The sequence below is a fragment of the Oceaniserpentilla sp. 4NH20-0058 genome, from assembly GCF_040371755.1.
Lineage (GTDB): Bacteria > Pseudomonadota > Gammaproteobacteria > Pseudomonadales > Oceanobacteraceae > Bermanella.
In genome coordinates, this window is record NZ_BAABWE010000001.1 from 370,144 (window position 1) to 391,465 (window position 21,322).

At 39.6% G+C, this 21,322-nt stretch carries 19 protein-coding genes; 9 read left to right on the forward strand and 10 right to left on the reverse strand.

The window, feature by feature from the left end:
• Nucleotides 1-70: 70 nt before the first annotated feature.
• A complete protein-coding gene (locus tag ABWV45_RS01695) occupies nt 71-4,939 on the forward strand; it encodes an ATP-binding protein (protein ID WP_353348038.1) in 4,869 nt (1,622 codons plus the stop codon).
• Between the two features lie 249 nt (nt 4,940-5,188).
• Nucleotides 5,189-7,255, forward strand: a complete 2,067-nt coding sequence (locus ABWV45_RS01700; protein ID WP_353348040.1) for a carboxy terminal-processing peptidase — start codon at nt 5,189-5,191, stop codon at nt 7,253-7,255.
• A 36-nt stretch (nt 7,256-7,291) separates the two neighbouring features.
• Here the strand turns inward: ABWV45_RS01700 and ABWV45_RS01705 are convergent, their stop codons facing one another.
• The 4 genes from ABWV45_RS01705 to ABWV45_RS01720 form a co-directional block, all read right to left on the reverse strand.
• Nucleotides 7,292-8,002, reverse strand: a complete 711-nt coding sequence (locus tag ABWV45_RS01705; protein ID WP_353348042.1) for a DUF599 domain-containing protein — start codon at nt 8,000-8,002, stop codon at nt 7,292-7,294.
• A 6-nt stretch (nt 8,003-8,008) separates the two neighbouring features.
• The gene (locus tag ABWV45_RS01710; RefSeq protein ID WP_353348044.1) at nt 8,009-8,572 is read right to left on the reverse strand and encodes a YajG family lipoprotein; all 564 of its coding nucleotides are present in this window, start codon (nt 8,570-8,572) and stop codon (nt 8,009-8,011) included.
• A gap of 25 nt (nt 8,573-8,597) precedes the next feature.
• A complete protein-coding gene (gene yaaA, locus ABWV45_RS01715; protein WP_353348046.1) occupies nt 8,598-9,368 on the reverse strand; it encodes a peroxide stress protein YaaA in 771 nt (256 codons plus the stop codon).
• A gap of 157 nt (nt 9,369-9,525) precedes the next feature.
• Nucleotides 9,526-11,154, reverse strand: coding sequence for a methyl-accepting chemotaxis protein (locus ABWV45_RS01720; protein WP_353348048.1), 1,629 nt, complete (start codon nt 11,152-11,154; stop codon nt 9,526-9,528).
• A 174-nt stretch (nt 11,155-11,328) separates the two neighbouring features.
• On the opposite strand from ABWV45_RS01720, the gene ABWV45_RS01725 reads away from it, so the two are divergent.
• The 4 genes from ABWV45_RS01725 (at nt 11,329) to ABWV45_RS01740 (ending at nt 14,478) form a co-directional block, all read left to right on the forward strand.
• Nucleotides 11,329-12,057 carry a TSUP family transporter gene (locus ABWV45_RS01725; RefSeq protein ID WP_353348050.1) on the forward strand — a complete coding sequence of 243 codons (729 nt, stop codon included), beginning with the start codon at nt 11,329-11,331 and terminating at the stop codon, nt 12,055-12,057.
• A gap of 120 nt (nt 12,058-12,177) precedes the next feature.
• Nucleotides 12,178-13,038: a DNA replication terminus site-binding protein gene (locus ABWV45_RS01730; RefSeq protein WP_353348052.1), complete on the forward strand. Its 861-nt coding sequence runs from the start codon at nt 12,178-12,180 to the stop codon at nt 13,036-13,038.
• An 18-nt stretch (nt 13,039-13,056) separates the two neighbouring features.
• Nucleotides 13,057-13,761: a glycerophosphodiester phosphodiesterase gene (locus ABWV45_RS01735; protein ID WP_353348054.1), complete on the forward strand. Its 705-nt coding sequence runs from the start codon at nt 13,057-13,059 to the stop codon at nt 13,759-13,761.
• Between the two features lie 6 nt (nt 13,762-13,767).
• On the forward strand, nt 13,768-14,478 hold the full coding sequence (locus tag ABWV45_RS01740; RefSeq protein ID WP_353348056.1) for an SIR2 family NAD-dependent protein deacylase: 711 nt from the start codon (nt 13,768-13,770) through the stop codon (nt 14,476-14,478).
• Here the strand turns inward: ABWV45_RS01740 and ABWV45_RS01745 are convergent.
• Nucleotides 14,475-14,975: a hypothetical protein gene (locus ABWV45_RS01745; protein WP_353348058.1), complete on the reverse strand. Its 501-nt coding sequence runs from the start codon at nt 14,973-14,975 to the stop codon at nt 14,475-14,477. The two genes, ABWV45_RS01740 and ABWV45_RS01745, sit on opposite strands and share 4 nt — an antisense overlap.
• 117 nt (nt 14,976-15,092) lie before the next feature.
• Here ABWV45_RS01745 and ABWV45_RS01750 point away from each other — a divergent pair, with 117 nt between their 5' ends.
• The gene (locus ABWV45_RS01750; RefSeq protein ID WP_353348060.1) at nt 15,093-15,539 is read left to right on the forward strand and encodes a DUF1499 domain-containing protein; all 447 of its coding nucleotides are present in this window, start codon (nt 15,093-15,095) and stop codon (nt 15,537-15,539) included.
• Between the two features lie 109 nt (nt 15,540-15,648).
• Nucleotides 15,649-16,227: a hypothetical protein gene (locus tag ABWV45_RS01755; protein ID WP_353348062.1), complete on the forward strand. Its 579-nt coding sequence runs from the start codon at nt 15,649-15,651 to the stop codon at nt 16,225-16,227.
• Nucleotides 16,228-16,271: 44 nt separating this feature from the next.
• On the opposite strand, the gene sthA is transcribed toward ABWV45_RS01755, so the two are convergent.
• Genes sthA through ABWV45_RS01780 form a run of 5 tightly spaced genes read right to left on the reverse strand, consistent with a single transcriptional unit; the run spans nt 16,272 to nt 20,864 of the window.
• Nucleotides 16,272-17,666, reverse strand: coding sequence for a Si-specific NAD(P)(+) transhydrogenase (gene sthA / locus ABWV45_RS01760; RefSeq protein WP_353348064.1), 1,395 nt, complete (start codon nt 17,664-17,666; stop codon nt 16,272-16,274).
• Nucleotides 17,667-17,689: 23 nt separating this feature from the next.
• Entirely contained in the window at nt 17,690-17,923 is a 234-nt protein-coding gene (gene nqrM, locus ABWV45_RS01765; protein ID WP_353348066.1) for a (Na+)-NQR maturation NqrM, read from the reverse strand.
• Nucleotides 17,924-17,931: 8 nt separating this feature from the next.
• Complete coding sequence (locus ABWV45_RS01770) at nt 17,932-18,939, reverse strand: FAD:protein FMN transferase (RefSeq protein ID WP_353348068.1); 1,008 nt, start codon at nt 18,937-18,939, stop codon at nt 17,932-17,934.
• A 29-nt stretch (nt 18,940-18,968) separates the two neighbouring features.
• Nucleotides 18,969-19,898, reverse strand: a complete 930-nt coding sequence (locus ABWV45_RS01775) for a DUF4062 domain-containing protein (RefSeq protein ID WP_353348070.1) — start codon at nt 19,896-19,898, stop codon at nt 18,969-18,971.
• 15 nt (nt 19,899-19,913) lie between these two features.
• Nucleotides 19,914-20,864 carry an AEC family transporter gene (locus ABWV45_RS01780; protein ID WP_353348072.1) on the reverse strand — a complete coding sequence of 317 codons (951 nt, stop codon included), beginning with the start codon at nt 20,862-20,864 and terminating at the stop codon, nt 19,914-19,916.
• A 119-nt stretch (nt 20,865-20,983) separates the two neighbouring features.
• Here ABWV45_RS01780 and ABWV45_RS01785 point away from each other — a divergent pair, with 119 nt between their 5' ends.
• Entirely contained in the window at nt 20,984-21,319 is a 336-nt protein-coding gene (locus tag ABWV45_RS01785; RefSeq protein ID WP_353348074.1) for a hypothetical protein, read from the forward strand.
• Nucleotides 21,320-21,322 lie beyond the last annotated feature (3 nt).

Sequence of the window (21,322 nt, forward strand, 5' to 3'; positions counted from 1 at the left end):
AAGCAGTGCATATTGGCTTAGAACATCAGCCAGCTTTACCTAATAACCAATTAAAAAAGTGCCAATAGATATGTCGCAGTTTGAAACTGATCAGCTATTTCAAATAGCAGAAAAACTTAGCCAAGATTTCTCGCTGTTCCCAGAGCATGAGGACAGCCAAGCCACTTCTGTTGTTAAGGGCCTACTAAGCCAACAACAAGTGGAAGACAAAAGCGCCGCATTTAAAGAGTTAGACCTAGATAGCTATATAAAAGAAGTCGTATCGCCAAGCGAATCTAGCCAACGCTTAAATGCCAAGCAAATTGTACACAAATTGACCCATCGTTTTATTAGCGAAAACGATTACGGCCCTCTATACGTTGCCGAAGTCGAGCTAGACTTCAACAACAAATTTCGCCGTGTTGGTGTAATTGGTCAAAACCGTGCTGAACGTAATGGTGCATGGTTACCAGAACACCACCAGCAAGCCGTTGAGTCTTTACGTAAATTTGCAAAACACGCTACGCCAGTTATTACGTTCATTGACACACCAGGGGCCGATGCAAACGAACAAGCTAACCTAGACAACCAAGCACACAGCATTTCACGCTTAATCGCTGAAATGTCCAATATCGATATCCCAACAGTGGGCATCATTCTTGGCGCCGGTTATTCTGGTGGTGCCATCCCTCTTGCCTCAACCAACATTTTATTATCTGTACGTGATGGTATTTTCAACACCATTCAACCACAAGGCCTAGCTAGCATCGCACGTAAATACAACCTATCTTGGCAGGAATGTGCTAAGTACGTAGGTGTATCTGCATATGAGCTTCAGCTACGTAACGTCATTGACGGTATCATCGATTACGCCCCTGGCGATCGAATTGACAAGCTACAAAACTTATCACTTGCAATTACAAGCTCCATTGAAGGTATTGAAAAGGGATCCGAAGCGTTTGCTCGTGAAAACCCTTATTTAATGGACCACTACAAGCGAAGTGTAGAGCGCTACTTGAACCCTTCCGATAAATTGGTTGCCTTAGAAAACGATTCAAACTTAAACATCGCAACAACTGCAACAGAGCATCACAATTTATTCCGCATGACTTACCGTTACATGCGCTACCTAACATTGCGCAGACGTATTTCTTCTACAAGCTCTGGTACTTATAGCCGTCTTGCTGAAGTTGAAGTACCTCAAGGTAAGTTGAACGAGCGCAATGAAGAAGAAAAACGTAAGAAGTTTCAAAAATGGCTTCAAGCACCAGATAAAATCCGTTACGACGAAGACTTATACAAACTTTGGAAAAACTACACCCAAAAAGCTGAAGAACGTAGTGATTCACGTGGCTCCATCTCTCGCTTATTTTTTGGTGAGCCAGAAGATAACTATATTAAAGCAAAACAGGATTTCAGTTTCTCGTTAGGGTTATATTTATTTAATCGCTGGAAGTCTGATGCCGACGTAAACTTTGTTGAATTAATTGATTACTTAGAAAACTATCAAGAAAGCCGTTTCTTATTAACTCAAGACGACATACTAGACAGTGAAGCAATCATTGGATTCATTAAAAATAATGAACACGCATTAGCGCAGCATATTCAAAAATCGTTAGACTATGATATGCAAGCATTACTGGCTAAACATGAAAGCGGCAAAGCAGCCAATGAATTATTAGGCGGCCTAACTGAAGCTTTAAACATCATGATTAAAGCAGATAAACTTCCTCAAGAAGTCACTGAAAGCATTAACCTTAGCCCACTATCACAGCAATTATTAAATAGTGTTGCCAGCAGTGTTAGTGAAGCTAATCGTCGTGCACTAGAAGATGCGTTAGCCCCATACATTCGCATTAAAAGCGATGAAAATACAATTAAAAATCGCCGCGAATCAAGTGTATTAGACGCCGTTCTTTTAGATGACTTACGCTCTGAGTTTATCAGTATCAGCCAAAACTTAATCATGTTTGGCGCGTTATATGATTACGTTATTCGTAATCTAGGTGTCATTGCTAAAGAAGCAAAAGAGACTCACAGCTTATCTTATACTGCCGTTTCCGACCTTCTAAACAAAGGCCTAGAGTATACGAACAACTTGAGCATCGCTGAAAACCATAAAGAAGAATTCGCCAACTGGTTTAAATTCTTCATGGAGTCAGGCTCTCGTGGTGATTTCTTAAAACAAGTAGAAGAGTGGAAAAAACACAGCTTCCCTCGTTTAAGTGACACCCTGTTTGTTATCGTCACCTTCTTCTTTGATAAATTACTGGCTGAATTCTACGGTGCTAAAGATGGCACTGAATACAATGGTCGTATTAACCCTTATAGCATTGGCCGTAAAAAAGACTTCTGGAACCGTTTAACAATCGCTTATTTTGACTTGTTAATCCAAGATGTTTTAGACGATGTTAAAAAACAAAAAACCACAGGTAGTCAGGCAATAATTGACCGCTTCTTTAATGATTTCGAAGAAGTTAACGCCAACCTTATGACATCTGATCCAGTACAATTCCCTGGTTTCAGAAATGCGATTGAGAAAGCATTAAACAATAACATTACACCATGTGGTGTCATCACAGGTTTTGGTACTATCAAGATTGGAAATGAAAGCCGCCGTGTCGGTACTCTTATTTCCAACCTAGATTTCCAAGCAGGTGCATTCGACATGGCATCTGCTGAAAAATTCTGTAAGTTAATGGTTGAATGTTCCAAGCACAACTACCCTATTGTCTGCTTCGTCAGCTCTGGTGGCATGCAGACAAAAGAAGGTGCATCTGCATTATTCTCCATGGCAGTAGTGAATGACCGTATTACACGTTTTGTTCGTGATAACGACCTTCCAATTGCTGTATTTGGTTATGGCGATTGTACTGGTGGCGCACAGGCCAGTTTTGTAACACACCCGATGGTGCAAAGTTTCTACTTCTCTGGCACCAACATGCCTTTTGCTGGACAAATTGTTGTTCCGTCTTATCTGCCATCTACGGCAACCCTTTCTAACTATTTATCATTAAATAATGGTTCGATGGCCGACTTGGTTAAACATCCTTTTGTTGAAGACTTAGATAGCCAACTTCGTGCCATCGACCCTGCCATCCCTGTTGCAAACAAAACAGTGGATGAAGTATTAGGTCGTATACTTGAAGGCTATGTGACACCAGAAAAAGCCGAAGCAAAAGAACTTGCCAGTCAAAACGAAGAAAAGATTTTCCGCCCAGTTAAGAAAATCCTAATTCATGCTCGTGGCTGTACTGCCGAAAAACTGGTACGTAAAGCACAAGAGAATGATATTGATGTCGTATTAGTTCAATCTGACCCTGATATGAGCAGTACCGCAGCGGACAACCTCAATGAAAACGGACGCTTGGTATGTATTGGTGGTAACACTCCTGATGAAAGTTACTTGAACGCTCAAAGTGTTATCCGCATTGCTGAGCTTGAGAAAGTAGACTCCCTTCATCCGGGCATTGGCTTCTTATCTGAGAGCTCTCAGTTCGCCGCATTCTGTGGAAACCACGACATCAACTTTATTGGCCCTAGCGTTTCATCAATGGAAACCATGGGTAATAAATCAAACGCTATCAATACCGCTATTAGCTCTGGCGTACCTGTTGTACCGGGTTCTCACGGCATCGTGACTACATCTGCAATGGCAGCCAAAGTAGCAGATGAGATTGGTTACCCTGTTCTATTAAAAGCCGTACACGGTGGTGGTGGTAAAGGCATCCAAGTGGTACATGAACCGTCAACAATTCATGAGCTATTCCATCAAATCTCAACCGAGGCTCGCAGTGCCTTTGGTAGTGGTGATGTTTATCTTGAGAAGTTTGTAACCTCTCTACGTCACATTGAAGTACAAATTCTACGTGACAGTCAGGGCAATACTAAAGTACTTGGACTTCGTGACTGTTCTGTTCAGCGTAATAACCAAAAAATCATTGAAGAATCTGGCTCAACCATGTTACCAGCGGACCTAGAGAAAAAGGTATACGATTACGCTGCAAAACTTTCTGATGCAGTGGATTACTTTGGTGCTGGTACCGTTGAATTCATCTATAACCTAGATGCAAACGATGTTTACTTCATGGAAATGAACACTCGTTTACAGGTTGAACACCCTGTAACTGAGCTAGTCACAAATACTGACATCATGGGCAAGCAGTTCAAGATTGCCGGTGGAGAAAGTATTGCTGACCTTAAAGTTGCACAGAAAGGTTATGCCATGGAGCTGCGTATTAACGCAGAGAAGGCAGCGGTACAAAATGGTGAAGTTCAGTTTATTCCAAACGCGGGTAAGATTACTAAGTTTGTATTACCTGAAAATAAAGACATTCAGATCCTGAAATCTATCGATGACGGCAAAGAAGTCACGCCTTTCTACGATAGCATGGTCGTGCAAATTATCTGCTTTGGCAAAGATCGTAACGACACCATCAAAAAACTACTTGCGTACCTTGATGACGTTGTTATTCAAGGCGTTAGTACCAATATTCCGCTACTTAAGCGTATATTAACTGACGATGTTTTTGTAAATGGCGATTACGATACGAATTACCTTCCTAAATTCTTGAATCGTATTGACCAGAAACAATTGATTGAAGATATTGCAACCAGTGCCGGTGACGACAAGCAAAGCATGACAATCGATAGTCTACGCATCGAAGGTTCAAGTGAGCTTAAAGTGTTAGCCCCTGCTAGCTCTATATTCTATAGCGCACCATCACCAACTGAGCCTCCATATGTGAAGGAAGGTGATACTATCTCCATTACTAAGACCCTGTGCCTAATGGAAGCTATGAAGATGTTCAGCCCATTGAACCTAAGCTCGTTCAATACACAAGGCAATACACTTTATGATCCAGACGCTCAATACAAAGTGGTCCGCATTCAAAATGAAGAAGGACAACAAGTAAACCAAGGGGACTTACTCTTTGTAATAAGCCCTGTTCAACACTAACTGTTGAGCCTGAAGCCCTAGCATTGCTAGGGCTTTTTTTATGCCCCTCATAAATATTCATGTGAACTGTTCGCCTTCAAGCGAATCATAGATATAACGTAAAACATGAAATATCTGAAAGCTTAGGATAATATGGGTTTATTTTTGGCTATTATCAGCCAAAGCACACATTAAACTGGGTTTAAGTGCTATAAATATCAATATTCACCCTTTATATGCTTGCGTCATCTAATAAGGAAAGCCCCATAAATGTTTCGTCATTTATTATTACTCAGCACCCTGCTTTGCACATCATTTGTACACTCGAACACTCCAGAAATACCGCTATTAAAGCCTGAAGCAGAACACGCACTTGCTAATCGTGCTGTTGTACATCATTTATACCAACATCACTACTCACGAAAATATCTCAACAATGAATTCTCTGAAAAGGTATATACCCGGTTTTTGGACCTGCTCGACAATACTCGCTCGTATTTTACGCAGGCGGATATCAAGCAATTTGAGAAATTTAAAAAACAGCTAGATGAAGCCATCAAAACGAATAATCTTGCTCCTGCTTTCGAGATTTATAATCGCTATGAACAAAGAGCCATCGAGCGCCTTACGTTTGCAATTGGTGTTTTAGATAAAGGAATCAAACAATTTGATTTCAAAAAAGATGAATCACTTGAACTCGACAGAGAAGCTACCGACTGGGCAAAAACTGAAAAGGAACTAGACACATTATGGCGCAAACGCATTAAAAATACGGTTTTGAACTTAAAATTAGCAGGTAAAGCTGACGAAGACATTGCCGGCCTGCTTAAGCGTCGCTATGAAAGTCAATTAAACAGAATTAAACAGATCAACTCTGAAGACGCATTCCAGTCATATATGAATGCCATCACCTATACATTTGACCCTCACACTCAATATATGTCCCCTCGCAATAGCGAAAACTTCAACATCAACATGAGTCTCTCCCTTCAAGGTATTGGAGCTGTCCTTAGATCTGAAAATGAAAATACCATTGTTGAGCGCCTTGTAACTGGCGGTCCTGCTGCCAAAGCCGGGCAACTCAAGCCAAGCGATAAAATAATTGGTGTCGCTCAAGGTGATAAAGAAATGAAGGACGTCATCGGCTGGCGTTTAGACGAGGTTGTCGACCTGATTCGAGGTCCAAAAGACAGCACTGTTCGCTTGGACATTATTTCAGGAAGCGGCCAAACCGAAGAACATAAGACAATTTCAATTGTTCGTGATGAAGTAAAGTTAGAGGATAGAGCAGCACAAAGTGAAACCATAGATGTTAAACGACAAAATAAAGACTATAAACTAGGCGTCATTGATATTCCTGCGTTCTACGCTGACTTTGAAGCTAAAAACGCAAACGACCCCAACTATCGAAGCACAACTCGTGACGTTAGTCGTTTAATCGAAGATTTGAAAAAAGACAATATTGACGGCTTAATTATTGATTTACGTAATAATGGTGGTGGCTCACTAGCCGAGGTTAATAACCTTGTTGGATTATTTATCCCTCAAGGGCCGACGGTTCAAGTTCACTATAGTTTTGGGCACACACAAGTATTAGCAGATCAGGACCCTAGCGTTTTATATAACGGGCCTCTTGTCGTTCTAACAAACCGCTTAAGTGCGAGTGCTTCTGAAATTTTTGCAGGAGCAATCCAAGATTACGGCCGCGGTCTAGTTGTTGGCAGCCAAACATTTGGTAAAGGTACAGTTCAAACTTTAATCCCTCTTTTCAGAGGACAAATGAAGGTCACCAATGCAAAATTCTATCGTGTCAGTGGTGAAAGTACACAACATCGTGGCGTCATCCCTGACATCAGTTACCCAGAAATTTATGACATTGAAAAGATTGGCGAGAGCGCACTGGAAGAGGCATTACCTTGGGATAAAATTGAAGCCTCAAAATTCAAACCACAAAATAACCTGAGCTCTAGCATTCCTATTCTAAAAGAACAGCACGAGAAGCGAATTTCAAACAATCCAGATTTCGAATATCTAAACGAACAAGTGGAGTTTTTGAAAGAGCTTAGAAATGACACAAGTATTTCTTTAAATATCGAAACCCGTGAAAAAGAACGCTTAACTAACGAGTCTCGTCGGCTTGCCCTTGAAAATAAACGTCGAAAAGCAAAGGGGTTAAAATTACTAGATAAATTAGATAACGCTGAAGATGAAAGTGAAGAGCCTAATCCTGATAGCGAGAAAAAGAATGCAACTGAAGATGCATTATTAATAGAAGGTGGTGAGATATTAGTAGATTTCATCCAACTCGATACAAATCAAGTTTTAACTAAAAAATAATCCACCTAAAAAAAACCACGCTAAGCGTGGTTTTTTTTATTTTATTTTTCCCTCTAAAATATCTGCATCCATTACCAATAACTTTAAAGCCTTAGAAGTAAACTCTCGCCGATATAATATCGTCACCACAATAGATGTTGAGATAATAAACAATAACGGATGGATGAACCATGCCAATGAAGCCATGGCAAAATAATAAGCCCTCAACCCATAATTAAATGCATGCCCTGCTTGATCAAGAATTTTACCTGTCGAATATGCGTATTCTTTTCTTTGTCTTGCATTAAACTCCTCCTGATCTGGCATTGGTGAGGCTCCAACCAATACACTGCCAAAGCCATATTGGCGCAGTGACCAAGTAAAACAAAAGAAGGCATACACCATAATAAACAGAATAAGGCCTAGCTTATATTGATTAAACTCAGTACTAACCTGCTTTAATAAGTGCCAATCTGAAGATGAAGACAATGCCGTTAATATAGCTGCCACTATAATTACAGTTGTAGAAGCCATAAAGTTTACATTGCGCTCTAAGTTTGCAAGTAATGCTGCATCCCCTATTCTATTTTCACGAAGCATCATTCGCTCCATCCATGAAACTCTATGCAAATCTAAAACAGAAGCCAGGCAATGAATACGCTTTGCCATTTTTTTAGCAAAATAGCTATACCCCACCCATATCAATACAAAAAAAACAAACGCACTATAGTCCAACCATATTGAATCAAAATAATTTATCAATTCCATTCATACCTACTTAAGAAAGTTAATCACTTCTTTATCATTAAATGCTTTATTAAATAACTCACTTAGCAGCGTATTTAGGAATTTCTGATTAAACTCTTGTGTAGGCGCTGTTGCTACATCTTGAGAACGATTGGCAGAAAAACGCTTGGTCATACTCGCCAATCCACGCTGCAAGCTAATGACCACTTCACCTTCCAGTTCAACTCGGCTAACCCAATCTTTGTTAGGGGACGAGTATCTAAGCTTTACAATATTCACCTTAACCTTTGATAAAGGTTCTGGTTTTCTTTCCATTTCTACATTTTGTGCCAACATAGCTGACTGTATAGCTTCACCCATAGATTTCGAAAGTGATTCATCAAACGTAATAGGTCCTTCGTTTTTAGCATTTCGATATCCAAGAACCTCAGGGGTGTTACGCTCATCTTCAACTACAAGCTCAACAGGAACACTAACACCTTTCATATTTTGAAAGTCCAACATTGGGCTAACATTCACTGTTTGTGGGCCTACTGCACACCCAGCTAATAAGCTAAATAAAGCCATTACATATATAAATCTAATTTTCATTTTCATTTCCTTAATTTATGATTCATTATTTCTGTTCTTTTCTTAAAAATACCCATTCACAATCATTCGATTGGTCTGGGGAGAAATAATATCCGTCAACATCAAATTTCTTTATATTTTCAACATCTTTAATGCGCTGTTTAATAATATATGCTGACATTAATCCACGGGCTTTCTTTGCGTAAAAACTAATAATTTTAAATTGCCCATTTTTTTCATCTTTAAAAACCGGCGTAATAATTTTAGCCTTTAACTGCTTGGTTTTAACTGACTTAAAATATTCATTGGACGCTAAGTTAACAATCACATCCGATCCATTAGGTTCTTGATTAATTTTATCTGTAATTTGATTCCCCCAAAATTCATAGAGGTTTTTACCTTTGTGGTTTTCAAACTTCGTTCCCATTTCTAGCCTATATGGCTGTATTAAATCCATAGGCCTTAAAAGCCCATAAAGCCCGGAAAGCATTCGCAAATGTTTTTGCGCAAAGTTCATATCCGATTTACTAAAGTTGTATGCATCCAGCCCTGTGTATACATCACCCTTAAACGCGTAAATGGCTTGTTTGGCGTTCTGTTGAGTAAATGGTAGAGACCAATGCTGAAACCGAGAGACATTGAGATCAGCTAATTTGTCGCTCAATTTCATCAAACTAGCGACGTCCTTAGGTGTAAGCTGCTTTAATTCTTTAATGAGAGCATGAGACTGCTCAAGCATATCCGGTAATGTATGTTCATTAATTGGAGCAGGGGTTTCGTAATCCAACGTTTTTGCTGGTGATACTAGCATTAACATGATTTAGCCTTATTACTAGAAGGGAATGACACCCAAAAGAATTCATGTCTAATAGTAAAGCATTCACCTACCTTGTGAACAGTAACGTAAAGAAATATGACAGTTGGACATAGATAAAAACAATGGCATCAGGCTCATTTAATGAGCCTGAGAGGCTTTATAGAATAAAACTGGATACTTGACTGGTTAAGCTTTGAGACTGCTTGTTAAGCCCCTGAACGGCATTACCAATGGATTCAGCACTCTGCTTAGCGCCTTGGCTTAATTCATTCACTCCCTCTAAATTTGAGTTAATTTCGTCAATAACGGATGTTTGCTCTTCAATTGCAGAGGCCACCTGTAAAATTCGATCACTAATACTCACTAAAGACGATGAAATATTATTAAGATTCTCTTCAGACTTTTTAGCATAATCCACAGTAGAAGTGGCCTTTTCTTGACCATCTTTCATAGATTCAACTGCCTTGTTTACCCCGTTTCTGAGGTTTTCGATCATATTATTGATATCACCCGTGGACTGTTGGGTTTTACTGGCAAGGGTCCGCACCTCATCTGCTACCACGGCAAATCCACGCCCTTGTTCTCCTGCACGGGCAGCTTCTATTGCAGCATTCAATGCCAATAGATTTGTTTGCTCCGCAATACCCTTAATAACATCTAGCACAGATGCAATATTTGTAGTCTCTTCCACCAATTCTTGAATAACCAACCCTGAATTACTGACATTATCTGCCAGTGATTCAATCTCACGCATAGCACGACTAAAATCATGGGCAATTTGCTTAGCGGTAGAATCAGCATTTTTTGCTTCCTCTGAAACCTGTTGCGTATTATTAGAAACTTCTTGAATCGCCAAACCCATTTCATTATTGGCCGTAGCCACCATTTCCATAGAGTGTGCATATTGCTCACTATTTGAAACGCTATCTTGAGCGCCTTCTTTTAAACTCTGACTGGCACTGTTAATTTCAAGAGATACAGCTTTCACATTTGTCATTAATTGCTGCACCCCCGTCAAAAATTGATTAAAACTATGAGCTAGCTTTCCAATTTCATCCTCACCCATTTCAGGCATGCGTTTCGTTAAATCTCCTTTACCGCTGGCCAATTCGTTTAACGCAACTGAAAGGTCATTTAATGGCCCTATTATCATTTTTGGAAATAGCACACCAACACATGTGGTTATGATAAAAACGATTAGCACTAACACAACCGTATTTGTCATGGAATCTGACTTTACCTCTACTGTTAAGGCTTGTAGCGAAGCAGCTTCTTGACCCAAGCTTTCACCAAGAATATCAAGCTTACCCCTCATGGATTCAAATACATTATCTAAACTACCCGTACTTAACTCAGTAGCCTCATCAATTGATACACTTTGATTACGGATCTTATCAACAAGGGATAGAGTTTGAGGCCGCCAGTTTGAAAATGACGTCAGGAATACTTTGGCTTCTTCTTTAACCTTTTTCGATACATCCAAGCTTAAAATCTTTTTAACTCGATCTTCAACTTGCTGGATATTTTCACTATGAGCCTTCAAATAATCATCATTTAACAAACCCATTGCCATAGTTCGCTCAGCAACCTGAGCTTGATATAAGTCCCTATCTGCATTTAAAACTAGCTCTATACTTGGAATATATTCTTCATTTATATGTGAGAAATCGTTAGATATAACCTGCATACTATTAATTTGAAGAATAGATACCAGTAATAGCAAAATACCCACTAGCGCTATGGGTAGACGTAACTTTTTAGCCAACCCTAGGTCTGACCATTTCATAAGGCTCTCCTATCTATATATTTAGAATAGTTCAACCAATAGGTTAAGCAATTTCTGCGATTATAAATGCAATTCAAAGAATCTATAGGATTTGCTATAAAAATCAGTATATTAAGAAACGCTAAAAAACCTTAGGCGTTATTACTAAACTCTCATATATCAAAGAAGGTATTTATGGATATCGCCTCGCTAGATTTTATTTTTCTAGTTATTTGCGCGCTCCTAACAAGCACTCTAGCTGGTATTATTGGCCAAGGTGGGGGCCTAATATTATTTGCGGTACTTGCCTTATATTTAAAGCTGCCACTTTTAATAGCCTTTCATAGTGTCATTCAGCTCTCAAGCAATGCCAGCAGAGCATTCTTAGCGACTCCTCATATTAAATGGAACATCATAACCCCTATTCTATTCGGTACTTTTCTAGGGGCTACTATAATCACACCCATGATTGATACAGCCAACTGGCACTGGATTGAGCCCATTATCGCAATATACATACTGACTCAACTTTGGCTTAAACTGCCCGTCAATTTCAGTAAACTCCCAAAGCCTCTATTCATAACAGGCCTATTTCAGGGGGCTCTTGGAATGCTATTTGGAGCCACTGGCCCACTAGGAAACACCCTACTTTATAAACTTGGATTTAATAAAAACGAAATTGTCGCCAGTAATGCCGTCATTATGAGTGCCAGCCACCTCATTAAAATATTGTTATTCATGCTTATGGGGGTAACTCTTTCCAGTGAAACAATTCCGTTAATTATCCTCTCAATCGTTGCCATATTTGGCTCAAAAATGGGCACTGCAGTGAGGGGATTTGTTTCTGAAACGTTATTTATCCTGTTATTTAAAGGCTGCCTGACAGTATTAGCCATTCGCATGCTGATAACGCCATTTGTTTAATCACATACATACCGCAGTTCACTCCCAAAATATCAAATATCAAATATTAAATATCAAAGTAGAGCTACATTTATAGGCTAAAAGCAGTTATTCTTACCAAAAGATAACGGTATAAAGAATATGGATAGCCTCGAACTAACTCAAATATTTGATAAACTGGTGGTGGATACTCAAGCATTAACCTCGGATATAAAGTCATATCAACGAGGCTTTTGGCTCCCGGCGGTTGATCAAGTGAATCCTAAAGATGACTCCAACTTGACGTCTGCCTGCTCTGTATTACAAGACTTTTGGTATAAAGATGGTCAAGACGGCCGCGAGACTCGAAGTTGCTTTGGGTTTATCGCGCTTCCTGAACACGTACTTCAGCACGCCAAAGATATCAATACTCTTAAAGAATCATTTAAAGAATGTGTGCAAAAATTTCAAAAACACAATAAAGAATCATGGGTATCGTTAAAAGGTGAACTAGCAAGGCGACACCCGTCTGTACAACAACAACTCCATTTCTCAGGCTTAAGCCGTTTGCATTTAAAACAAACATGGCGAACAATTCCAATCATAGAGCGAGCCCCCTCAAGAATAGGGTTTAATTGGTACCAATCTGGCAGAAGTATTACAAAAATAACCGTTCAACAAGCTTATGATTCACTAAGCCGTTTAAATACAGACAGCAAACATATACAAGTTCAGTTAGCAGCTTTAGTGAAACTACCAAGTAACACCCCTTTAGCTAAAGTACAAAACTTAGCACCGACTATGCGGGCAAATTTATTTTATGAAGACGGCCATCACCCTCTTCGACAAGCTATGAATATTTCTTTGCCTATTTTAATAAAGTGCAGCAAGAATGAAACATTACCGGTGCACAATTCACCCGATACTGTACCTCCAACTAATCGAGCAAGGGCTGTACGTAGCGACCGTAAAATAGAAGATACACCATTTTTACCCAGTATCCGCGTACATCGATATTATTAATCATCTAAGGTAAGTTTTATGAAAATCTATGGTCATCGCGGTGCAAAAGGTATCATCATGGAAAACAGCATAAAGGGCTTCAAACTTGCTGTTAGCCAAGGAATTGATCGCTTTGAATTGGATATTCGTTTAAGTAGCGATGGCCAGTTAATGGTAATCCATGACGAAAAACTAAACCGTCTCACACATACAGATTTACTAGTCAGCAAGTCCCATTCAGAAGATTTAAAGAGAACGGAATTAAAAGGCATTAATGAAGGCATCCCTACCTTAGAAGATGTGGTTAAAGCTTGCCCTAGCGTCAAACATTGGCAGTTCGAAATCAAAACTCAACGTACAGAGGTTGGTTTTATTAAGCCAATGTTAGAATTAATTAAATCCTACCAACTAGAAGATAATGTGGTCATCACTTCAAAACACATTGGTACATTAAAAGCCTTTCAAAAACACCTACCTGATATTGCGCGGGGGTATGTTCAAGAATGGCATCACCCTAACGGTTTAAAAACAGCCATTAATTTAGGGTGTGATTTTTTATGCCTAAACAAAACTTTGGCCCGTAAACAGTACATTAAACAAGCCCAAGCTAAGAATCTTCATGTTAGTGTCTGGACTGTCAATAAAATTGAAGACATGACTGATTTATTTAAACTTGGTGCAGACAGTATTATTAGTGACTTCCCGCAACAAGCAAAAGAAACGTTAACGGTAACAACTGCCTAATTACATATGAATACATTATACATTACAGGTGCCGGGGTAAGCGCTGAAAGTAGCATTCCCACATTCCGAGGTGAAGATGGTTTTTGGAGCATAGGCAGCCGAAACTACACACCAATGGAAATGGCAACCCGTAAAATGTACACGCAAAAACCAGCGGATTTTTTAGCATGGTATTATCATCGCTTTGCTACATATCGCCATCATGGTCCAAATGACGTTCATCGTTGGCTAGCAAATAAAAACCTAATCACTCAAAATATTGATGGGTTAGATGGAAAAGCTGGCAATAAAGACTACATCGCTATTCATGGCCGCCTAGACAAGGTCACTACATTTCATGAGCAAGGAGAAGACACTAAAATACTTGATGCACCATGGGACAAGATTGACCCAAACGATACAGTAAATTCACTACTAGAGCATTTTAAAATCAAAGAAAAACCAGAGCTTAATATTAGCTTGAAGCCTTTTGTTCTATTATTTGATGAATTTTATACAAATTTATATCGTATGAATGAAGCAGAACAGAAAATGCAAAGTGCAGACAAAATCGTATTCATGGGCACATCTTTCAGTGTCAACATTACTAATATTGCTTTAAATATTGCAATGAACAACAACATATCCGTGGAAGTTATTGATCCTGATCCGGTTATCCTACCCTATAAAAATATTAAGTATTATAGAATGACAGCCTCTGAATACATATCGCTTTAGCTCACAGTATATTTTTCCATTAAACTTAAATATATAAGTCGATTTATAAGAGTACGAGCACCTTGCTCTCCTGAAATATACGCCGAATCTTCCTCAAATTGACTTCTGATCCAATTTGTTTTTAATAGGAATTCATCCAAATTCAAATTTTCTTTAGTGCTGATAGTAACTAAGTGTTCTGTAAAATAATTCAGTCCTTTCTGATCATCTAATAATTTATTAATCGCATGATTAAAGTCATCGTCCACCTCTTTATTACTTTCAATCAATTCATTTGATGCAGCAAGCTCTAGTAAGCTGTCATTATCTTCATAACGCCTTTCAAGTAGCACTCGAAGAATTTCATTATCCCAATTAGCTAAATGCTTAACTATGGCCTTGCTTTCCTGATATACAATATTTACTTCATTGCACCATGCATGAGGCGTAAAAAGAATCAGTGATACCACCATTATTTTTTTGTAATGCCCATATAAGCCTCCAAAATTGAATCTCAATAGTACGCTTTCAAATGAGAATAACTTCACACGTTATGAGATAAAGAGTTATCAATGGTATTCCCTTTGTAAAAAGGCATAATCATTTGTTAACTCTTGTTAGCAACCGGATATACCATGAATATAATGTATTTAGCTTCAATACTTTCATTATCGTTACTTATTACATCTTGTAGCTCCGCCCCTCCGCTTCAGCTAGGTGAAACACTACAAGGCACTTTACAGCCATGCCCTGCTTCACCAAATTGCGTTTCAAGCTCTTCTTTAGGCATGAATTACATCCCACCTATCAGCGATGCTGGGGCTAATAATTCCTTGTTGAAACTTTCGTTATGCCTAAAACAGATGGAAAATGTAAAAATCATTGAATCTAACAATATGTACTTACACGCTGAATTTAAAAGCACTGTATTTGGTTTCATCGACGACGTCGAACTGTTACGACAAGGTAACCTTATTCATGTGCGCTCGGCATCAAGAGTTGGCTACAGCGACTTCGGCGTCAATCGGGATAGGATGATATGGTTAAAACGACACTTTATTGAGGGGTGCTCAGCTCTATGAACATCAAAGCCGCATGTGCTAATCACACTCTTATGAATTTCTTGCTATAATCGCGCCAAAACATAATAGCGGCTTGCTTTACCGCTAAAAGCTTATTTTCGGAGTAGTTATGTCAACAGAAATACACACACCTGAAAGCTTGATTGATAGTAAAGATCTATTAACAGATGATGGATTTAAAACCAGCAACACTTGGTACCATGGCACAACCTGCGGTCTAACCCCTGCCATTCTAGCCGATGGGTTAAAGCGCTCTGGCGATAATGACTTAAACCAAGCCACGAAAAAGGCTATGGCGACAATTGGTAACAACTACACCGAGCGCAAAGAACCCATTTTCCTAACCCAAAGCAAGGAGCTGGCCTACTATTGGGCAAAGCAAAAAGTTCGCGCACGCTTGCTACATACAGGGAAAGATGAACAACCTGCTATTTTAGAGGTGACATTAAATGAAGCTGAAAATAGCAACGTAAAACCTGATGTAGGCGCCGCTGTTATGTTATTAGATCTAAACCCATATATGGGCTATCTGGAAGAAATTTATCAGGCACGTGGACTGGCATTTGATTTAGACGCGATTCAAGAAAACGTTGTGACCATGGACAGGAATGATTACTTAAACGTACTTGGCTTAGCTTACTATGAAAAAGATATAAGCCCTGAGTCCCTAAACAGCGTAAAATTCTAAAAGCTTGAAAAAGCGAGCCTCCTGCTCGCTTTTTAAGCTCTGGCTTAAGAAACCCGATTCAAACCATTCAGTGCCGCAATACGATAAGCCTCGGCCATCGTTGGGTAGTTGAAAGTATTATTCACAAAGTAACGTACATTATTACCACCATTACTTTGTTTCATAATTGCCTGACCGATGTGAATAATCTCTGACGCTTGGTCTCCGAAACAATGAATACCTAATATTTCAAAGGTTTCACGATGAAATAGGATTTTCAACATTCCGACGCTTTCGCCTGTTATTTGCGCCCTTGCAATACTTTTCAAAAATGCCTGACCCACTTCATACGGCACTTTTTCATTGGTCAATTCACGCTCAGTTTTACCAATAGAACTGATCTCAGGTATGGTATAAATCCCCGTGGGTACGTCATCAACAAACCAGAAATCATCATCACCCGCTAAATGAGCTGCTGCACTACGCCCTTGGTCATAGGCCGCACTGGCTAAACTAGGCCAGCCCACTACATCACCAACTGCATAAACATGATCCGCAGTAGTCTTATAGTTTTCATCTACTTCAACTTGACCACGACTATTAGGCTCAACCCCTACATGCTCTAAACCTAAATTTTGAGTATTACCACTGCGACCAGCCGCCCATAATAGGGCATCAGCTTTGATACGTTTACCAGATTGAAAATTCATAACAACAGAGGTGTCGTCAGTTTCAACTGACTCAAATAACTCGTTATGGCGAATCAATACACCAGTATCCCGCAAGTGGTAGCTTAAAGCATCTGAAATCTCATCATCCAAGAATGGCAATAAGCGCTCACCAGGATTAATAAGGTCCACTTTTACACCTAAGCCACTAAATATGGAGGCGTATTCAGAACCGATTACTCCTGCACCATAAATGATGATTGTTCTAGGGGTATGTTCCAATTTAAGAATAGTATCCGAGTCGTAAACACGCTCATGGTTAAAGTCCACACCAGATGGTCTAAACGGGCTTGAGCCTGTAGCTAATACGATTTGGTCCGCATGCAGCCTAGTACTCGACGCTGGTCCTTCAGAGATCTCAATAGTATGGCTATCAACAAAGCGACCGTGGCCATGATACAAATGTACACGATTACGACTATAAAACTCAGTTCGCAACTTAACTTGTTTAGCAATAACACGTTCGGCTGTTTTCAATACGCGAGGAAAACTAAACCATCTTGGCTCACCGATATCCCGAAACATGGGGTTAGTATTATAAGAAATAATCTGCTTAACTGAATGTCGTAACGCCTTCGATGGAATAGTACCAAAATGGGTACAATGACCACCGACTACTGCAGCTTCTTCTACTACAGCAACTTTTTTGCCTTTTTTAGCCGCATTCATAGCCGCACCTTCGCCAGAAGGTCCGGTTCCTAATACAATGACATCATAATGATAATCGGCCATTCAAGACTCCTTAATTTGTCTTTTTATTGTTGGCTAGCATCGTATCCAAGGTTTGACTTCGCCGATTTTGCCACTTTTTTCTTTTCTGTATCGCATTTTTGCTTATCACCGCCACAGACATCACAGGCGCTTTCCATACCAATGGCACTCATACCACCACATGACCCTGCAATCGGCTTTTTACCTAAAATGACGCCAACCGCCATAAGAGCAATCACAATAAGCATGAAAACAAAGACAACTAATATCATCTCCACGGTTTACCTCACATTATTTGCCAGCGTTTGAACGCTGGTGATGAATATTCTTTGAAGCCACTTGATACTCGTTCAATCAGGTAAGCTTTAATTTGATTATGCTCAGCAAATACCTTTGCTTTTTCGGCCCCCATCACTAGCATAGCAGTTGCCAGCGCATCGGCTCGAGCACATGATTTATCTATTATAGTAACAGATGCCAAAGAGTGCTTAACAGGCATAGCTGTAAATGGATCAATGCTGTGACTAAATTTCTCGCCATCCATTTCAAAAAAGTTACGATAATCACCAGATGTAGCCATGGCAGCATCCGTAATCTCGAATACTTTCTGTACACTTCTTAGGTTTTCATCGGGTTTTTCTATCGCGACTTTCCAAGCTTGTCCCTCTGCCTTTTCACCAGCAACACGCATTTCACCACCAATTTCCACTAAATAATTGGCAATACCATTGCTTTCAAGCAATTCAGCTACTTTATCAACTGCGTATCCCTTGGCAATTGCAGATAAATCTAAATAGCGCTGCGCTGTTTTCTGAATACTTTGATTACTGATTTTTATGGCCTCTAAGCCCATCATCGACTTTGCTTGGCGCTTTTGTTCAAGTGTTGGCATCGTCAACGGCATTTTATCCGGTCCAAAACCCCATAGATTCACAATAGGCCCAACCGAAATATCAAAGTACCCGTGGGTATATACATTCAAACTGAGCGACATTCCAACAACGTCAATCAAGCCGGTGCTCACGTCCATTTGTGCAGGTGCCGTCATAGTATTAAAGACACTCAACTCACTGTCTTTTTGATATGTCGACATTTGCTGGTTTACCCGTTTTAACAGGGTATTCGTTTCGGATTGTAAGCGATTAACTAGGTTACTATCGGCATTATCAAGTCGAGGCCACTGCACAGTATACGTTGTACCCATGGTATAGCCGTGAAGTTTCTCCAAAGTCGGCTGACTATCAGAACATGCCACAAGGTGGAGCATTACAAATAAACTTAATAGATACTTCATATATGAGTTGTTCTTAATTACCCATTTAATTAGTTAGGTATAAGCAATTTCTGAAGGCGATTCTCACCAACCTGAGTCAATTGCCAATAACTTCTCAGTCCTGATGATTCGGTTGCCACATTTTCAATCACACCAGCGCCTTTCAAAAAAGCTTTTAAACGCTGAAATTCCATATCATTACAGCGGACATTAGATAACGCATGAGAATCAGGAACTTCATTCATAAAGTCATCACGGTACTGATCCTCAATGAAACTCTCAAGTGCCGAACGCATTCTGTCTTCACTGACTGGTGCTGTCATCATTACACCAATATTCAAAAACGCCATATCCCAAGTTAGGCTAATAGTACGAGGAATTTCTTGACAATTACCATGAGCAAACACCTTACCTGTAAAACGCATTTCATAGCTCTGCATATCAAATAATGTATCCGCAATTGCCTCATGCAGCGGTATATGCACGTCTCTATCACTTGTTAATTTAGTTTTATCTGAGCTAATTTGAGGTTTTAATAAGTCACGTAAAACCTGACGACAAATAAGCAACAAGTCCTCTTTATGGTTCCAGTATTTAAAGGTGCCAGACATGGTCAAACGATGCAGTGCTCTAAGTCTCTGCACATCTTGCGAAGGCATTTCTTTTAATTCCGCATTTTTCAACAAAGCAATAATGTTTTTATTTTTGCTTTTTGCATAAACCGCTTCACGGTGAATATAACTTTCACTGGTCGGGGAAATGGCACCATAAGAGTCACCAACCAATAAAATAAACAGATCTGATTTATCTATGGTCTTAGAAGCCAAAGGCCAATCATAATCTCCTGAGTTAGGGGTGAAATTTAAATGAACAGGGATACCGCCTAACTGCAGCACCACTTTAATAATTGTGTACAGCGACTCACCAGAATCATCTGGATCGGCACATATATAAACCATAGGTTGTGTATTTTGACTCATATCCTTATTTACCACTTAAATCCACGCTAGTACCTTCGTGAAATACAATAAAAAACTAACACTGAATACAGACAACAATGTGCTAACGGCGATAATATTCGATGCAAGTCGGTCATTCCCACCCATTGATCTAACCATTACAAAGCTAGCTGCTGCTGTTGGGCTTGCGAACATCAAAATAATGCAACCTAAAGCTGCACCTTCAAAACCCAGTGTATACGCCGACAAGCCTGCGAAAATCGGTACGATGACCAACTTCCCAGCCACCGCCCAAAATGACAAAACACTGGTATTTTTTAACTCTTGGATACTCAATGCACCGCCAATGGCAATCAATGCCAATGGTAACGTCATTCGGGCTAAGTAGTGACTAGCATCATACATGACTTTGGGTAGTTTTAAATCCAACCAATTAGCCAAAAAACCAAGAAATATGGCAATTATTAACGGGTTCTTCAAAATATCTATGAAGGTTTTTTGCCAATTGACCGCCCTATTTGAATCCACACTTCTATTGAGCGCATAAACAGACAATATATTGTACACAGGGGTTACAACTGCCAAAATAATTGCCCCAATTGCTAGCCCATCTTGATCAAATGCCTTGGCACATAACGCAATCCCAATAATACCTAAATTGCTCCGAAATGCCCCTTGTACAACAACTCCTCTATCTTGGTGATCAACCCAATATTTTGATAACAGCCAAAATATCACAAAGCTCGCGACGGCTGCCGATATACAAAATATAACTAACGGTACTTGTTGACTCATATCTAAGTCGTTATCAAGCATGGATAAAAAGATTAAAATTGGCAGGCAGACATTAAACACAAGCCCAGACGCCTTTGTGATAAAGTTCTGATCAATAACGTCTTTACGCTTTAAGTAAAACCCCACAAATACGATAATAAAGACAGGCCCAGTCACTGAAACCGTGTACTCTAGCGCTGAAATGTAATCCATATTTTACTCAAAAAGCCCATTATATCAGTTTTAGCAACTCATATTCTGTACATAAAATAGGCGATTTATTTGGCTTAATCAGTGTGATACAATGGCCTGACAATACACAGGTGGCTATTATGTCTCGAGTTAAAAAATCACGTTCTTTAAAGCGCGTAACAGGCGGGGTTAAAACCGGAACAAAAGAGCGTACGAAGCTTGAAAGAAAGCAGCGTAAAGCAAAGCAAAAAGCTGCCAACCCGGTTAACAAAAACCGTCAACGCTCGGTATATCAAAAGTTTTTAGATGATAACAACCTCGTAGAAACTCAGCATGTGGCAAAGCCAGTTAAAGCTACAGAAAGTGTCGCTACTGTTAACACTCCTGATGTTATGGACAGCCATTACGAAAAACCAAAAAAAGATACTTCACTTTGGGATCAACTAGAAAACCCGCAGAACCCAGACACTTTCTAACAC

Excerpts from the sequence above, each read along its gene's own strand:
- ABWV45_RS01695 (WP_353348038.1), top strand. The coding sequence starts at position 71 with ATGTCGCAGTTTGAAACTGATCAGCTATTTCAAATAGCAGAAAAACTT.
- ABWV45_RS01700 (WP_353348040.1), top strand. The coding sequence starts at position 5,189 with ATGTTTCGTCATTTATTATTACTCAGCACCCTGCTTTGCACATCATTT.
- ABWV45_RS01705 (WP_353348042.1), bottom strand. The coding sequence starts at position 8,002 with ATGGAATTGATAAATTATTTTGATTCAATATGGTTGGACTATAGTGCG.
- ABWV45_RS01710 (WP_353348044.1), bottom strand. The coding sequence starts at position 8,572 with ATGAAAATTAGATTTATATATGTAATGGCTTTATTTAGCTTATTAGCT.
- yaaA (WP_353348046.1), bottom strand. The coding sequence starts at position 9,368 with ATGTTAATGCTAGTATCACCAGCAAAAACGTTGGATTACGAAACCCCT.
- ABWV45_RS01720 (WP_353348048.1), bottom strand. The coding sequence starts at position 11,154 with ATGAAATGGTCAGACCTAGGGTTGGCTAAAAAGTTACGTCTACCCATA.
- ABWV45_RS01725 (WP_353348050.1), top strand. The coding sequence starts at position 11,329 with ATGGATATCGCCTCGCTAGATTTTATTTTTCTAGTTATTTGCGCGCTC.
- ABWV45_RS01730 (WP_353348052.1), top strand. The coding sequence starts at position 12,178 with ATGGATAGCCTCGAACTAACTCAAATATTTGATAAACTGGTGGTGGAT.
- ABWV45_RS01735 (WP_353348054.1), top strand. The coding sequence starts at position 13,057 with ATGAAAATCTATGGTCATCGCGGTGCAAAAGGTATCATCATGGAAAAC.
- ABWV45_RS01740 (WP_353348056.1), top strand. The coding sequence starts at position 13,768 with ATGAATACATTATACATTACAGGTGCCGGGGTAAGCGCTGAAAGTAGC.
- ABWV45_RS01750 (WP_353348060.1), top strand. The coding sequence starts at position 15,093 with ATGAATATAATGTATTTAGCTTCAATACTTTCATTATCGTTACTTATT.
- ABWV45_RS01755 (WP_353348062.1), top strand. The coding sequence starts at position 15,649 with ATGTCAACAGAAATACACACACCTGAAAGCTTGATTGATAGTAAAGAT.
- sthA (WP_353348064.1), bottom strand. The coding sequence starts at position 17,666 with ATGGCCGATTATCATTATGATGTCATTGTATTAGGAACCGGACCTTCT.
- ABWV45_RS01770 (WP_353348068.1), bottom strand. The coding sequence starts at position 18,939 with ATGAAGTATCTATTAAGTTTATTTGTAATGCTCCACCTTGTGGCATGT.
- ABWV45_RS01775 (WP_353348070.1), bottom strand. The coding sequence starts at position 19,898 with ATGAGTCAAAATACACAACCTATGGTTTATATATGTGCCGATCCAGAT.
- ABWV45_RS01780 (WP_353348072.1), bottom strand. The coding sequence starts at position 20,864 with ATGGATTACATTTCAGCGCTAGAGTACACGGTTTCAGTGACTGGGCCT.
- ABWV45_RS01785 (WP_353348074.1), top strand. The coding sequence starts at position 20,984 with ATGTCTCGAGTTAAAAAATCACGTTCTTTAAAGCGCGTAACAGGCGGG.